Genomic DNA, 16,072 nt, shown 5'->3' with positions numbered 1-16,072 from the left:
AAGCTTTCACAACCATCAGCCTGAACTCTACACTATGTTTTCTGTTTTTACCCATAAAAATGCCCCCAAGAAGTGTCTAACTTTTTGGGGGCAGTGCATTTGAGACAGCCTCTTTTTGTTGTATGATGCGCTTAATTACTGCTTTCTTGCCGGGCCGGAACCACTGGTTGAAGTAGTATCGCCTGTTTCAACTGTTCCTTTCCTGTTTTTTCTGCGGTTCATCCGATCTTCTTTCCTGTTCGATGAAGGCATCAATGTGTCTTTTATAACCGCGCCGGAACTGGATTGCCCTTTGATTAATGTATCCTCGGAGGGGATTGTCGCAGGTCTTGTTGGTGATTGCGGCGCATTGAAATCCGTCTTTTTTTCAGTTGCTGGCGTAGTTGTAGCCGGGTCCTGGGTCGGTACGGTCTGAGGTACCGAAGTACCCGGAGTTGTGGTCGTTTGTGCGCTCACCATTCCTGCTGCCGCAAGCAAAGCGCCGAATGTCATGGTTATGATCTTTTTCATTTTCGTCTGGTTTTTAGTTGGTTACAGTGATGTTATTGTAACTAACAAAAGCATTCCAGCGACGAAAATCAAGTCAACAAGAGTTTACTTATTTCAACTTTTTATTGAATTAAAATGAGTATGCCCTGATAAGTTAACCAGAGTGATATTTGCTTACTTAACTGTTGTTAAGGCACTTATCCACAAATTGCGCATTCAAATACCCATTAAGCCTGCTATCATTTTAAAAATGAATTGTTTACCTGTTTAGAAATATTTCGCAGCGCTAGTTATAAACCCGGCGCATTCTGATTTTCTCGCTTGGCGTCAAAACAAGCGGTACCTTTTCCACTTTCACAGCACTGCTGTCCAGTCCAAACCACTTGTCCTCGGAGGTAGTTATTCCTTTGATAGCAAAGTAGATTTTCATGATCAGCTCTTCCCGGAAAGGCAGGTTGTTTTCGAGGGAAAGATACCGTTCCAGTACAACAAACCTGAAATCGCCTGTAATATTCTGCCTGTTGAGCGATTCGTAGCGGCTGGTTATATCCACTTCTTTATTCATCACCATATCCTCTACCACTTTCCTGAAAAACAGATTAATACGCTGCTCAATCCTGAAACCAAGGCGGAATGTAACTTTAATCACGTCGTCCTCAGCCAGGATATTCACGTGATAATCCATTGTGTAAGGTTCGTCAGTGGTTTCCACGTGCACAAACCAGTAGATATCGGCCCGCTTCGGACGTTTGTAAAAAATCGAGTAAATGATCTTGGTCTCGATCTCCGATTCGTGTGACGCATTGGACATGAAAATAAGGTGCGTCGAGTACTTGGGAATACTGATATCATTGCTCAGCTCGCGGAGCGGACTGATGTATTTTTCAAGATTATCAAATTCAGTCAACCTCAGCTTGATGTAATAGGCTTTTAACCAAACTGTAATTACAAATGCGATCACGCTGGCAAGTAACAACGAAACCCAGCCTCCATGCATGAATTTCAAAAGATTGGCGGCCAGGAAGGAGCCCTCAATAGCAAGGTACACGATCAGGAATACGGCGAGCAACCATTTTTGTACCTTATGCACATAGAGGTAAACGGACATCAGAATGGTGGTCATGATCATCGTGAGCGTGATAGCCAGACCATATGCCGCTTCCATGTGCGACGATTCTTTGAAATAAAGCACAATGCCAACGCAGCCAGCCCACAAGAGCCAGTTTACGCTTGGTACGTAGAGCTGTCCTTTTTGATCGCTCGGATAAATCAACCGCACCTTTGGCCAGAAGTTAAGCCGGATTGCTTCTGAAATCAATGTAAACGATCCGCTGATCAAAGCCTGGCTGGCGATGATAGTAGCCATTGTGGCTATCGCAATGCCCGGCAGCAGCCACCATTCAGGCATCATTGCAAAAAACGGTTTGCGTCCGTTAAGGTAATCGCCGGAATGGACAATAAGCCAGGCGCCCTGACCGAAGTAGTTAAGGATCAAACAGGTTTTGACAAAAATCCAGCTGATCCGGATATTTCCCCTTCCGCAATGCCCCAAGTCACTGTATAGGGCTTCGGCGCCCGTTGTACAAAGAAATACTGCGCCCAGCATCCAGAAGCCGCCGGGATGATTGGCGAGCAGCTGATAACCGTAATAAGGATTAAGCGATTTGAGGATCTCCATGTGATCGATCACCTGCGAAAGGCCCAGTACCGCCAGCATCAGGAACCAGATCAGCATGACGGGACCAAATGCGCGCCCCACAATGGTGGTACCGAATATCTGAATGATAAAGAGCAAGGTAAGTATCCCGATTACGATGGGGATTGTTTGAATATCCGGATAAAGTATCCGCAGACCCTCCACCGCAGAAGAAACCGAAATGGGCGGCGTTATAATACCGTCTGCAAGCAAGGTACTGGCACCAATAATTGCAGGAACAGCCAGCCAGGAGGCATTTTTCCTTACCAATGCAAACAGTGCCAGAATTCCGCCTTCTCCTTTATTGTCGGCCCGCAGGATCAGGATCACGTACTTCACCGTCGTTTGTAAAGTAAGCGTCCAGAAAATACAGGATACTGCTCCATACACCACTTCATCAGAGATTGCGCTTGTACCGATAATCGCCTGCATTACGTACAATGGCGATGTGCCTATATCTCCGAAAATAATCCCTAATGCGACCAGTAACCCCGCTGCAGAGGCTTTGTCAAGATGCTTATGAGAACCCATTGGTTTTTACAAAAAATGAGGATTATAACAATCCTCAAACATTTTAAAGTGTATAAAATTCATAATTGACTTTCCAGCTAACTTCTTTGCCCGGCTCCGCGGCAATGCGGATGTAAGGCTCCGGACAGGAGGTAGTGGGACAAGCCCAGTAAACAAGCTTTTCGAGGGGTTTATCACAGGTTATTCTGACCCCGGCCCGGCTTTTGGTATTTTCAATGCGGATATCGTAGTCTTTTGCCGAGGTCCCGAAACCTGTCAAACCACTGCTGAATACCTGATCGCCTGGCTTCACTTCTCTTGCATAAGTAAGTTGTTTTCCTTTTGCATTGATGATACTGCCAAATCCGCTGCCCTCACCGGATACATCAAACGGAAAAACGATCCTGATATTTTCATTGGAACGCTCATTGTCAATCATGAAAAAATTATGATTGTAAGTGCTTGTGGCGATTGCCTTTGTTCCCGTGTTTTTGAGGTTGTGTTCCAGCACCAGCCCGGGCTTGCCTGGCACGAGTCGCACTGTTTTCGTATAAACATATCCGTACCCGGATTTATCTTTTAGCTCGTGAGTAAATGCTACCTGATCTTTTCCCTTCTTCACTGTCCATTTACCTCCGTTTTCAAGTTTATAATTAGTTGCAAACGCATACTTTTTATCGTCGGGCTTCACCAATGTGCCCACACCTATTTTCACGAAAGTATCTCCTGGCTTAACCTCATCGAAATCCAGGGCCACAAACTCTTCTACCGGACCCATAATCGCGTCGTGCAGCTCCGGATCGTAAGGAGCCTGGTTCCATTTGCCAAAGTAGGAATGCCCTTTATATTCCAGACTGTGAATTACGCCGGCCCAGTCAAACCGCTTTCCGCGATAGTAACCCGTTTTGCTGTCGGGCAGGTACAATTTAGCCTGAACAATTCCATTTGATATTTCGGTACCCGGATAATCCGCTACTTTGAACGCGCTCACGCACATACAAATGAATGCGACCGAGACTACAATTAGGTTTTTCATTGAGTTTGAACAGTACTGAATTTATGAGTATAAGCGGAAAAATGGAGTTGTAAAAAAAGACAGTAAGATAGAAATGCAATGTTACATTTCTTCTTACTGTCTTTTCAAATTATCGTTAACAATCTTACGATATTCCCTTAAAAGCTTCTTCGTTGATAAACGGCTGATTTCTCAGGCGCTGCTTGGTTGCTTTATAAAATGCGTTGGCTGCTGCGCCGCCGGTAGGTGGCAATGCAGGTTCGCCAAGGCCGGTCGGAGATATCCCATTCTCCACAAAATGAACTTCCACTTCCGGAATCTCATTCATGCGGATCAGTCTGAAACCATTAAAATTGCTTTGGTCTGGCGTTCCGTCCTTGAAAGTCATATTCCCGTACATCGCGTGGCCTAATCCATCGACAACACCGCCCCGTACTTGCTGCAGTGAGCCGCTTTTATTGATTACAATGCCGCAATCCACAGCAGCAATCACGTTTTTCAGAACCGGCTTGCCTTTTTCAACTACTACTTCGCCCACCTGGGCCACGTAAGACCGGTGCGAGAAATAGACGCTGAAACCCTGATGAACTCCATTCTTTTTACCCCAGTTACTTTTTTCAGCTGCCAGCTTAATTACGCCAATCATTCTGTCAACATCGTATTTCACTTCACCGGCAGGTGATTTTTTGGCTTTCTCAAGAAGCGCAAGTCTGAATGCAACAGGATCTTTGCCAGCAGCCTCGGCTACTTCGTCTATAAACGATTGCTCTGCATAAGCCAGGAAGTTGGTAATCGGCGCTCTCCACGGCCCGGTTGTGATCGGTGATTTATGTTCAACCGAATCGATCAGCAGGTTATCCACGGAGCCGGAAGGAAAATTATCTTCCCTGGTCGGGTTACCCGAGTTGATACCTACTCCGCGAAGCTTGTATCCGATCATTTCACCATTCTTGTCCAATGCAGCTTCAAAACGGTATCTTACTGCCGGCCGGTAAATGCCGCCTGTCATATCATCTTCCCGCGTCCAGATCACTTTAACCGGTGCTTTTACCAGCTTGGACACGTGTGCTGCTTCAATTACATAATCTGCCGCAAGCCTTCTTCCGAAACCTCCGCCCTGGCGCGTGATTTCAACCGATATCTTTTCGGGCGCGATTCCCGTAAGTTTTGCTACCTCTGCTCGGGCGCGATCGGGTGTTTGGGTCGGACCAACCAGCTCAACGCCATCTTCACGCACGTGTGCGAAGAAATTCATAGGTTCAAGCGGGCTGTGCGGCAGGAACGGGCATTGGTACTCCGCCTTGATTACCTTGGCAGCACCCTTGAATGCAGCTTCTACATCCCCGTTTTTTCTCCGGACAGTCGCTTCTCCATTGTCCATCAATTGTGAGAAGATCCGGTTATGATCGGCAGAGCTTTCCAGATCAGCCGCTTTTTCATACTCGATCTTCAAAGCTTCGCGGGCCTTTTTCACCTGCCAGGTAGACTTACCAACTACGGCGACGCTGTTTTCAAACGTAACTACGTCGACGATTCCCGGCATTTTCTTCGCCGCATCTGCATTAACCGATTTCAGTTTTAACCCAAAAGCTTTGGGCCGCTGAACCAGCGCAAACAACATTCCTTCCCGATAAAAATCGAGGCCGAAAAGCGGCTTGCCTGTTGCGATATTGTTATTATCAACATTCCTGACGGATTGGCCGATCAGTTTGAAGTTCTTTTCGTCTTTTAATTGAACCTCTTTGGGTGCTTCAAGCTTGGATGCGGCTTCTGCAAGCTGACCGTAAGTCAGTGATTTGCCGGAAGCTTTATGCAAAACTTTTCCATTCTCGGTTGTACATTCCGCAGCGGGCACTTTCCAGGTCGAAGCGGCCGCTTCCACAAGCATATACCTCGCAGTAGCACCCGCTTTACGCAATCTGTCCCACGAGTGAGGTACTGCGCCACTTCCTCCGGTGAGCTGCCTTTCGAAAATATTTGTATCTAAATTCCCTTGTACCGTTTTTACCTGCTTCCAATCGGCGTCCAGTTCTTCGGCCACGACCATCGGAAATGCGGTTTTAATTCCCTGGCCAATTTCCGGATTGGGCGAAACAATGGTAATAATATCGTCAGTCCCGATTGAAAGATATGCATTGAAATTGATCGTGCCGGCTGCAATGGATTTTGCATCAACAACCACTGGAAGTGCATTGGAGTTGGACCAACTGAATCCCAGGAACAATCCGCCACCTGCTGCCGCCGCGACTTTCATAAAATCACGCCGGGAAGTCTGATCTAGTGTCTTCATGATTAATTGGATTTAGAGGCTGCTACTTTCACTGCTTCCTTAATGCGGTGGTAGGTACCGCAACGGCACAAATTGCCGCTCATGGTTGCTACGATTTCTTCGTCGGTTGGCTTTGGTTTTGCCTTCAAAAGAGCTGCGGCTGTCATAATCTGTCCAGCCTGGCAATAGCCGCATTGCGCCACATCCACTTCGTCCCAAGCTTTTTGAACAGGATGATCGCCTTTTTCAGAGAGTCCTTCGATTGTTGTCACTTTGGACTTTCCGACTGCTGATACGGGAAGGACGCAGGATCTTACAGCCTTACCGTCCAGGTGTACGGTACATGCGCCGCATTGGGCGATCCCGCAGCCGTATTTTGTACCAACCAATCCGAGGTTGTCCCGCAATACCCAGAGAAGCGGAGTGTCCTGCTCCACATCCGCCTCGACGGTGCGGTTGTTAATTGAAAGTTTGAATAAAGCCATGGTGAATAGGTTGAGTCTTACAAAGCTCACTGAGCAGCGAACTTTCCGAAATTACAAAAAATCCCAAAAAGATACTGGCTATTAACATTTTATCTGGCGACGATAATCACGCTTCGCCTCCCGGACCTCCGAAGCTGATAGGGAAGTTAAAGGTCGGATCATTGTCCTGCGAGCTTGGGATAGGACCATATTGATCCTCGTATTTCTGTATATTATCTTTCAATGCGGCCACTAAACGCTTGGCGTGTTCGGGTGTGACGATAATCCTCGCTTTTACCTTGGCTCTTGGCACACCTGGCATCAGCCGGATGAAGTCCAGGATAAATTCGCTGTTTGAATGTGCTATCATTGCAAGATTGGAGTAAACACCCTCAGCCATTTCCTCAGACAATTCTACATTGATTTGTTGTTCGCTTTCCTTTTCTTCTTTCATTGGTTGGTTTTGATACAGCCGGAGCTAGAATGGATCATGGAAATTACTAAAAAATTGCAGCTACCAAAAGCAAAAAGGCCGGCTCACATTGCTGCGGGCCGGCCTTTTACCTGTTTTACTATACTATGCCAATTCTTTTTTCTTACGCGACTGTCTGTCACGGGAATCGGTTAATGCATCGAATTCTTCTTTTGATCCAACGATCAGGCTTTCGTATTGACGCATTCCTGTTCCGGCTGGGATCAAGTGACCTACGATCACGTTTTCTTTCAAGCCTTTCAGTTCATCGCGCTTTCCACGAACAGCTGCTTCACTCAATACTTTGGTTGTTTCCTGGAATGAAGCCGCAGAAACGAAACTTTCAGTACCCAATGAAGCTTGTGTGATACCCATCAAAGTAGGTTTCGCCACAGCTGCCTGCGCATCACGCGCAGTAACCAGTTTAAGGTCGCGGCGTTTCAAGCTTGAATTTTCGTCACGTAGGCGGCGAACAGAAACGATCATACCCGGTTTCAATGTTTCGGAGCTACCAGCATCCTCTACCACCTTCAGATCCAGGATCTTATCATTTTCTTCGCGGAACAGAACGCGGTCAACTGGCTGCATTTCAAGGAAGTTAGTATCACCTGCATCCAGGATCTCCACTTTCTGCATCATCTGGCGTACGATACATTCGATATGCTTATCGTTGATCTTCACACCTTGCAGACGGTATACTTCCTGAATTTCATTTACCAGATATTCCTGAACTGCGGTCGGTCCTTTGATAGAAAGAATATCCGCAGGTGTAATCGCTCCATCAGAAAGCGGATCACCAGCTCTTACGAAGTCACCATCCTGAACAAGAATGTGTTTCGAAAGTGCCACCATGTAGCGACGCTGCGTTCCGTCTTTTGATTCAATATGGATTTCGCGGTTACCACGCTTAACACCACCATAAGATACCACACCATCGATCTCAGAAACCGTAGCAGGGTTAGATGGGTTACGTGCTTCAAAAAGCTCAGTTACACGTGGAAGACCTCCGGTAATGTCACGGGTTTTACCAACAACACGCGGGATCTTAGCAAGTGGCTGACCAGCTTTGATGTTGGTACCAGCTTTTACTACTAAACGTGCTCCAACAGGAAGGTTATAGCCTTTTTCAGTCTGATCTTTCAACAACGTAGACTTACCTTTTACCACGATAGCCGGGTTTTTGGTTTTATCACGTGTTTCAATGATCACCGACTCCTGGAAGCCTGTTTGCTCATCAAATTCTTCACGGTATGTAATACCTTCTTCAATTGCATCGAAAGAAACTGCTCCCGTGAATTCAGAAAGAATTACTGCATGATATGGATCCCAGGTACAAAGTTCTTGTCCTTTGAAAACCTTTTCACCGTCTTTTACCAACAGGTGCGCACCGTAAGGTACGTTGTTTGAGATCAGTAATTGTCCGGTTTCAGGGTTGGTAATTTTAACTTCACCTGAGCGGCCCATTACTACTGTTACCTCATCTCCTTCGGAATTAACCGACTGTACAAGACGCAGATCTTCGAAACCGATCACCCCGTCAAACTTCGCCTTGATATTTGCTTCAACAGAAATGTTGGAAGCAGTACCACCGACGTGGAATGTACGAAGGGTCAGCTGCGTACCTGGCTCACCGATTGACTGAGATGCAATTACACCCACAGCTTCACCAATGTTCACCATGTGCGCCGAAGCCAATGAACGCCCGTAGCATTTCGCACATACTCCATTGCGGGTTTCGCAAGTCAATACAGAACGAATTTCTACTGTTTCAATGCTGGTTTCGTCAATGTATGCGGCAATCTCTTCTGTAATTTCCTGTCCGGAAGCAAGGATCATTTCATTTGACAATGGGTCAAATACATCATGAACACTCACGCGACCAAGGATACGCTCAGAAAGTGGCTCAACAATATCTTCGTTGTCTTTGAGAGCAGAGATTGCGATACCACGAAGTGATCCGCAGTCTTCTTCAACTACAACCACATCTTGCGCCACGTCATGCAAACGACGGGTCAGGTAACCAGCATCCGCAGTTTTCAATGCAGTATCGGCCAAACCTTTACGAGCACCGTGGGTTGAGATAAAGTATTCAAGCACGTCCAAACCTTCTTTAAAGTTAGAAAGGATTGGGTTTTCAATGATTTCACCGGCGCCACCAGCAATGTTCTTCTGTGGTTTCGCCATCAAACCCCTCATTCCACCCAGCTGACGGATCTGCTCGCGCGAACCACGTGCACCTGAGTGCATCATCATATAAATGGAGTTGAATCCGCCCTTGTCTGTTTCCAGCTGCTTCATCAAAGTCTCGGTAATCCGTGAGTTAACACGTGTCCAGATATCAATAACCTGGTTGTAACGCTCATTCTCGGTGATAAGACCCATCAGGTAGTTGTTCCAAACGTTCTCAACGTCCCCTTTGGCTTGCTCGATCAGCTTCTCTTTTTCTTCCGGAACCATTACATCGTCCAATCCCATTGACAAACCACCTTTGAAGGCCATTTGGAAACCAAGTTCTTTGATTTCATCAAGGAATTGAGCAGTACGTGCTACACCAGCTTGCTTGAAGACCAAACCAATGATTTGCTGCAATTTCTTCTTAGTCAGCAATTCGTTGATATACCCTACTTCTGCCGGAACTGCCTGATTAAACAACAAGCGACCAGCAACTGTATCGATCAATTTAACCTCGAAAGTTCCGTCATCATTACGAACACTTACGCGGCATTTAATATTGGCATGTTTTGAAAGCTTGCCTTCATTGATCGCGATGATCACCTCATCAGGACCATAGAAAATCTTACCTTCTCCGATAATCGGATATTCCGGTGTGCTTACGCGGCCTTTTGTTACATAATACAGACCCAAAACCATGTCTTGAGAAGGTACAGTAATCGGCGCCCCGTTTGCAGGGTTCAAAATGTTATGCGATGACAACATCAGCATTGATGCTTCCAAAACAGCTTCCTGACCAAGTGGTACGTGTACCGCCATCTGGTCACCGTCAAAGTCAGCGTTGAATGCCGTACAAACCAATGGGTGCAGCTGGATCGCTTTTCCTTCAATCAGCTTAGGCTGGAATGCCTGGATACCCAAACGGTGAAGTGTCGGAGCACGGTTAAGAAGAACAGGGTGTCCTTTCAAAACGTTTTCCAAAATATCCCAGATCACAGGATCCTTGCGATCCACAATCTTCTTCGCTGATTTTACAGTTTTAACAATTCCACGCTCGATAAGCTTGCGGATAATGAACGGCTTGAATAGCTCTGCCGCCATATCTTTTGGCAAACCGCATTCGTGCAATTTCAATTCAGGACCTACTACGATAACCGAACGACCAGAGTAGTCAACACGCTTACCAAGCAAGTTTTGACGGAAACGTCCTTGCTTTCCTTTCAGCATATCTGAAAGTGATTTCAAAGCACGGTTACCTTCTGAACGTACTGCATTCACTTTACGGCTGTTATCGAAAAGCGAGTCAACCGCTTCCTGCAACATCCTTTTTTCGTTACGCAAGATCACCTCAGGTGCCTTGATTTCGATCAGACGTTTCAGACGGTTGTTACGGATAATCACACGACGGTAAAGGTCATTCAAATCCGAAGTTGCGAAACGGCCACCATCAAGAGGTACCAATGGACGCAATTCCGGTGGAATAACAGGTACCATTTTGATCACCATCCATTCAGGACGGTTTTCAATACGTGTATTTGCATCACGGAAAGCTTCAACTACTTTCAGGCGTTTCAAAGCTTCTGCTTTACGTTGCTGAGAAGTATCTGTTGCAGCCTGGTGACGGAGTTCGTATGAAAGTTCATCCAACTTAATGCGGCTCAATAGCATTTCCAATGCATCAGCTCCCATTTTCGCAATGAATTTGTTGGGATCTGTGTCAGGAAGCAATTGATTTTCGCGAGGCAATTTGTCGATGATATCGAGGTACTCGTCTTCTGTAAGGAAGTCAAGGTAACCTACGCCATCTTCTTCTTTAACACCTGGCTGAACAACTGCATACCGCTCATAATAAATGATCTGATCAAGCTTCTTGGTAGAAAGTCCAAGCAGGTAACCGATTTTGTTTGGCAATGAGCGGAAGTACCAGATATGCGCCACCGGAACCACCAATTCAATGTGTCCCATACGTTCACGACGTACTTTTTTCTCAGTTACCTCCACACCGCAACGGTCGCAAATAATGCCTTTGTAGCGAATGCGCTTATATTTTCCGCAGTGACATTCCCAGTCCTTCACAGGCCCGAAAATACGCTCGCAGAACAACCCACCCATTTCCGGCTTGTAAGTCCGGTAGTTGATGGTTTCAGGCTGGGTTACTTCACCGAAAGAGCTCTCAAGGATAGACTCCGGTGAAGCCAGACTGATGGTCATTCTGGAAAAGTCACTATTTAATTTTTTGTTCTTTTTGAAAGACATAATAAAAAGTCGTTTGTCTGTTAGTCGAAAACTAATCTGATTTCATTAATGGCGCCTTTCGGCGCCACGACTAGAAATTAGTCCAGTGTAATCTCCAATGCTAGTCCGCGAAGCTCGTGAACAAGTACGTTGAATGACTCCGGAATATTTGGTTTTGGAAGGTTCTCACCTTTCACGATCGCTTCATAGGCTTTTGCACGGCCAACCACGTCATCAGATTTCACGGTAAGGATCTCCTGAAGAATGTGTGATGCACCGAATGCTTCCAAAGCCCACACTTCCATCTCTCCAAAACGCTGACCTCCGAATTGTGCTTTACCACCCAATGGTTGTTGTGTAATCAAAGAGTACGGTCCGATAGAACGGGCGTGCATCTTATCATCAACCAAGTGACCAAGTTTCATCATGTACATCAGACCAACAGTTACAGGCTGATCGAATTTGTCGCCAGTAAGACCATTGTACAGATAAGTACGTCCCCAATCAGGTAACCCTGCTTCTTTCAATTCCGCTGCCACTTCTGCTTCTGTTGCTCCGTCGAAAATAGGCGTTGCATAGCGACGACCCAGTTTCAGACCTGCCCAGGCAAGAATGGTTTCGTAAATCTGACCGATGTTCATACGTGAAGGTACCCCAAGTGGGTTCAACACGATATCAACCGGTGTTCCATCTTCAAGGAATGGCATATCCTCATCACGAACAATACGGGCAACTACCCCTTTGTTACCGTGACGACCTGCCATTTTATCTCCAACTTTCAGCTTACGTTTTTTAGCGATATAAACCTTTGCAAGTTTCACGATACCTGCTGGCAATTCATCACCGACTTCAAGCGCAAAACGATCGCGTTTGAAGCGTCCCATGATTTCACTTCTTGCATTGAGGTAGTTTTTCAAAACAAGAGAAATCTGGCGGTTTGTATCAGCATCCTCAGTCCATGAGTCTGTTAATACATCACCAATAAGGTTTACCTCCTCAGGAACGGCATACTGGCTCTCATCGCGGTAAGGGTTATTCGCTGGGAACAAGTTCTCAGAGATATTTCTCACGTTGAACTTCATTCCTTTGCTGATCAACTCATCTCCGAATTTGTGTTTAACACCCTGAGTCGTTTTGCCATCTGTTAATTGAACAAGCTTGTCGATAATGCGGCTGCGCAATGCAGTCAGATCACGGCTATACTTCTTCATTAAAAGACGCAGCTCGTCTTTATGTTTCGCACGCTCCTCCTTAGTTGGGCGGGAGAAAAGTTTGGTATCTATAACCACACCTTTCATTGATGGCGGCGCTTTCTTAGATGCGTCTTTTACATCACCAGCCTTATCACCAAAGATTGCACGAAGTAGTTTTTCTTCCGGAGTTGGATCGGATTCTCCTTTTGGAGTAATCTTGCCAATCAGGATATCACCTTCTTTAACCTCGGTACCAACCTGAACGATACCATTTTCATCCAGATTTTTAACAGTCTCCTCACTTACGTTAGGGATTTCAGCTGTTAATTCTTCTTCTCCACGCTTTGTGTCACGAACTTCAAGTTCGAATTCTTCAATGTGGATAGAAGTAAAGATATCGTCGCGAACAACTTTCTCAGAAATCACGATAGCATCCTCAAAGTTGTATCCCTGCCAAGGCATGAATGCAACCAAAAGGTTGCGGCCTAATGCAAGTTCACCACCTTCTGTACCATAACCCTGGCAAAGCGCCTCACCTTTCTTCACTTTCTGGCCTTTCAAAACCATAGGTTGCAGGTTAAGGCAAGTATCCTGGTTGGTACGACGGAATTTTACCAGATCATACGAAACGCTGTCCTCGATAAAGCTAACCAGACGATCTTCATCTGTTCTATCGTATTTAACAACAATTTTCTTCGCATCAACAAATTCAATCACACCGTCGCCTTCTGCAACAACCAATGCACGTGAATCCATTGCAACACGTTTCTCTAGGCCTGTTCCAACTATAGGCGCTTGTGGGCGCAATAATGGAACACCCTGCCGCTGCATGTTAGATCCCATCAATGCACGGTTTGCATCATCGTGTTCCAGGAACGGAATCAGCGAAGCGGCTACAGATACGATCTGGTTCGCAGCAACGTCCATGTAAGATGCCTGCGAAGGATCTACCATCGGGAAGTCACCTTCGAAACGTGTCTTGATTTTTTCTACCGTAAAGTTTCCTTCTTTATCAACAGACGCATTTGCCTGTGCGATATACTTAGAATCTTCTTCCTCGGCAGTCATATAGATAAGCTCATCTGTCAGCTTACCTGCGCCGTCAATAACGCGGTAAGGAGTTTCGATGAAGCCCATTCCATTCACTTTTGCAAAAACGCAGAGTGAAGAGATCAAACCGATATTCGGTCCTTCCGGAGTTTCAATCGTACACAGACGACCGTAATGCGTGTAGTGAACGTCACGAACCTCGAAACCGGCTCTTTCACGGGAAAGACCACCAGGTCCAAGTGCCGACATACGACGCTTATGCGTAATCTCAGCCAATGGATTCGTTTGATCCATGAACTGTGACAATTGGTTTGTACCAAAGAATGAGTTGATAACAGAAGACAATGTCCGCGCATTGATCAGATCAACAGGCTTAAAGTCTTCATTGTCACGCACATTCATACGCTCTTTAATCGTACGCGCCATACGCGCAAGACCTACACCAAACTGAGCATAAAGCTGCTCGCCTACTGTACGTACACGACGGTTTGACAAGTGGTCAATATCATCGACAACCGCTTTTGCATTGATCAAACCGATCAGATACTTCACGATGGAAACGATATCACCTGTTGTCAGAACGCGAACGTCAAGACTTGTGTCAGAACCTAGTTTTTTGTTGATCCTGTAACGGCCAACATCACCAAGGTCGTAACGTTTGTCACTGAAGAACAAGCTCTGAATTACATCGCGAGCAGTTTGTTCGTCCGGTGCCTCAGCATTACGCAATTGGCGGTAAATTTGCTCAACTGCCTCTTTGTCAGAGTTCGAGCTATCTTTTTGCAGGGTATTATAAATGATATTATAATCCGCTACGTTCATATCTTCTTTGTGAAGAATAACTGATTTCTGACCTGATTCGGTGATTACATCGATATCATCAGCCGAAATAGTAGAATCACGTTCCAGCAATACTTCATTACGCTGAATGGAAACTACTTCACCAGTATCTTCATCTACGAAATCCTCTGTCCAGGTACGAAGAACCCTTGCAGCCAAGCGGCGGCCTACTGCTTTCTTGAGGTTTGCAGGAGTAGCGCTGATTTCTTCAGACAATCCGAACAGGTCCAGAATGTCCTTATCAGACCCGAATCCAATTGCTCTCAAAAGAGTTGTAACCGGGAACTTCTTCTTACGGTCGATGTAAGCATACATCACGTTATTCACGTCAGTCGAGAATTCAATCCAAGATCCTTTGAACGGAATAATACGCGCAGAATATAGTTTTGAACCATTTGTGTGCTTGCTCATAGAGAAGAACACCCCTGGCGAACGGTGAAGCTGAGATACGATAACGCGCTCAGCACCATTGATTACAAATGAACCTCTTTCGGTCATGTAAGGGATATTTCCTAGGAAAACCTCCTGTTCAATGGTTTCGAATTCTTCATGATCAGCATCGTTACAGATCAAACGTAACTTTGCTTTAAGGGGCACTGCATAAGTAAGCCCGCGATCAATGGATTCGTCAACAGAGTATTTTGGTGGTTCAAGAAGATAGTCAATGAACTCTAAAACGAAATTGTCGCGTGAATCCGCAATAGGAAAGTTTTCAGCGAAAACTTTGTACAATCCTTCTCCAGAACGATCTTCTACCGAAGTATCCAAACTGAAGAAATCCCGGAACGATTGTACCTGGATTCCTAGCAAGTCCGGATAATCGATAATCTGATTGATCCTTGAGAAGTTCTTTCTAGGTGTTGTTGCTTTAATTGTAGCCAAGGCTATGTTTGATTTGGGTTAGAAGAAAAACCAGTGCGTCGAACTGAGTGTCGGGCATGGTATTAATTAGTTTTAAACCTAATCTAATGCCTCGTAGAGAATAAGATAACGGCCCCTTTTCTATCTTTTCTACGAGTAAAGAAGTGTTTCGGGCAGACTATCGGAGAAGATGGAGGTATACACAGCAAAAGCTGCTACCTCTAAACCAAACGTCAAAAAAAAGTTTTTCGTTTGGTATATACTCAAAATAGGAAAAGACCTGACGATTGTCAGGCCTGTTTCCTGTAATTATAGGATGCTGTTGAAAGCAAATTATTTTACTTCAACTTCTGCACCTGCTTCTTCAAGTTGTTTTTTCAAAGCTTCTGCTTCGTCTTTAGCAACTCCTTCTTTAACAGGTTTTGGAGCACCGTCAACTAGTTCTTTCGCTTCTTTCAGTCCAAGACCAGTAAGATCTTTAACCAATTTCACAACAGCCAGTTTGCTTGCACCAGCTGATTTAAGAATAACGTCAAAAGAAGTTTTCTCTTCAACTGCGGGAGCATCAGCACCGCCACCGCCAGCAGGACCTGCTACCATAACTGCACCAGCAGCTGCAGGCTCAATACCGTACTCGTCTTTAAGAATTGTAGCCAATTCGTTCACTTCTTTAACCGTTAGGTTAACAAGCTGTTCTGCGAAAGCTTTCAAATCTGCCATTTTATTTTTGATTTTTTGATTATACAATAAGATGATTTAAAAAGCTCCAATTTTCTTGACCCGGAGAGCTAAGCCTGGCTATTTAA

9 protein-coding genes are annotated in these 16,072 nt (G+C 45.5%); all 9 read right to left on the bottom strand.

The genetic code is table 11. From position 1 onward, the window contains the following. Positions 1 to 135 precede the first annotated feature (135 nt). Entirely contained in the window at positions 136 to 510 is a 375-nt protein-coding gene (locus tag ASG33_RS23090) for a hypothetical protein (protein WP_056291165.1), read from the bottom strand. A 265-nt stretch (positions 511 to 775) separates the two neighbouring features. Beyond that, a complete protein-coding gene (locus ASG33_RS23085) occupies positions 776 to 2,716 on the bottom strand; it encodes a KUP/HAK/KT family potassium transporter (RefSeq protein WP_056291163.1) in 1,941 nt (646 codons plus the stop codon). 43 nt (positions 2,717 to 2,759) lie between these two features. After that, positions 2,760 to 3,731 (bottom strand): hypothetical protein, encoded by a 972-nt coding sequence (locus ASG33_RS23080; RefSeq protein WP_056291162.1) that lies wholly within the window; start codon positions 3,729 to 3,731, stop codon positions 2,760 to 2,762. Between the two features lie 124 nt (positions 3,732 to 3,855). Beyond that, complete coding sequence (locus ASG33_RS23075) at positions 3,856 to 6,000, bottom strand: xanthine dehydrogenase family protein molybdopterin-binding subunit (protein WP_056291160.1); 2,145 nt, start codon at positions 5,998 to 6,000, stop codon at positions 3,856 to 3,858. Between the two features lie 2 nt (positions 6,001 to 6,002). Then, entirely contained in the window at positions 6,003 to 6,464 is a 462-nt protein-coding gene (locus ASG33_RS23070; protein WP_056291158.1) for a (2Fe-2S)-binding protein, read from the bottom strand. 106 nt (positions 6,465 to 6,570) lie between these two features. Continuing rightward, on the bottom strand, positions 6,571 to 6,897 hold the full coding sequence (locus ASG33_RS23065; RefSeq protein WP_056291156.1) for a DUF3467 domain-containing protein: 327 nt from the start codon (positions 6,895 to 6,897) through the stop codon (positions 6,571 to 6,573). A 123-nt stretch (positions 6,898 to 7,020) separates the two neighbouring features. Continuing rightward, positions 7,021 to 11,343: a DNA-directed RNA polymerase subunit beta' gene (gene rpoC / locus ASG33_RS23060; protein WP_056291153.1), complete on the bottom strand. Its 4,323-nt coding sequence runs from the start codon at positions 11,341 to 11,343 to the stop codon at positions 7,021 to 7,023. Positions 11,344 to 11,420: 77 nt separating this feature from the next. Beyond that, entirely contained in the window at positions 11,421 to 15,287 is a 3,867-nt protein-coding gene (gene rpoB, locus ASG33_RS23055; protein ID WP_056291152.1) for a DNA-directed RNA polymerase subunit beta, read from the bottom strand. 312 nt (positions 15,288 to 15,599) lie between these two features. Continuing rightward, the gene (rplL, locus tag ASG33_RS23050) at positions 15,600 to 15,986 is read right to left on the bottom strand and encodes a 50S ribosomal protein L7/L12 (protein ID WP_056291214.1); all 387 of its coding nucleotides are present in this window, start codon (positions 15,984 to 15,986) and stop codon (positions 15,600 to 15,602) included. Between the last annotated feature and the right edge of the window lie 86 nt (positions 15,987 to 16,072).

The organism is Dyadobacter sp. Leaf189 (assembly GCF_001424405.1).
Classification (GTDB): Bacteria; Bacteroidota; Bacteroidia; order Cytophagales; family Spirosomataceae; genus Dyadobacter.
This window is presented reverse-complemented; position numbering and strand designations above follow the sequence as displayed.

Bases quoted from the DNA above. Each gene is read 5' to 3' on its own strand.
- ASG33_RS23065 (WP_056291156.1), bottom strand. From the start codon at position 6,897: ATGAAAGAAGAAAAGGAAAGCGAACAACAAATCAATGTAGAATTGTCT.
- ASG33_RS23090 (WP_056291165.1), bottom strand. From the start codon at position 510: ATGAAAAAGATCATAACCATGACATTCGGCGCTTTGCTTGCGGCAGCA.
- ASG33_RS23085 (WP_056291163.1), bottom strand. From the start codon at position 2,716: ATGGGTTCTCATAAGCATCTTGACAAAGCCTCTGCAGCGGGGTTACTG.
- rplL (WP_056291214.1), bottom strand. From the start codon at position 15,986: ATGGCAGATTTGAAAGCTTTCGCAGAACAGCTTGTTAACCTAACGGTT.
- rpoC (WP_056291153.1), bottom strand. From the start codon at position 11,343: ATGTCTTTCAAAAAGAACAAAAAATTAAATAGTGACTTTTCCAGAATG.
- ASG33_RS23075 (WP_056291160.1), bottom strand. From the start codon at position 6,000: ATGAAGACACTAGATCAGACTTCCCGGCGTGATTTTATGAAAGTCGCG.
- ASG33_RS23080 (WP_056291162.1), bottom strand. From the start codon at position 3,731: ATGAAAAACCTAATTGTAGTCTCGGTCGCATTCATTTGTATGTGCGTG.
- ASG33_RS23070 (WP_056291158.1), bottom strand. From the start codon at position 6,464: ATGGCTTTATTCAAACTTTCAATTAACAACCGCACCGTCGAGGCGGAT.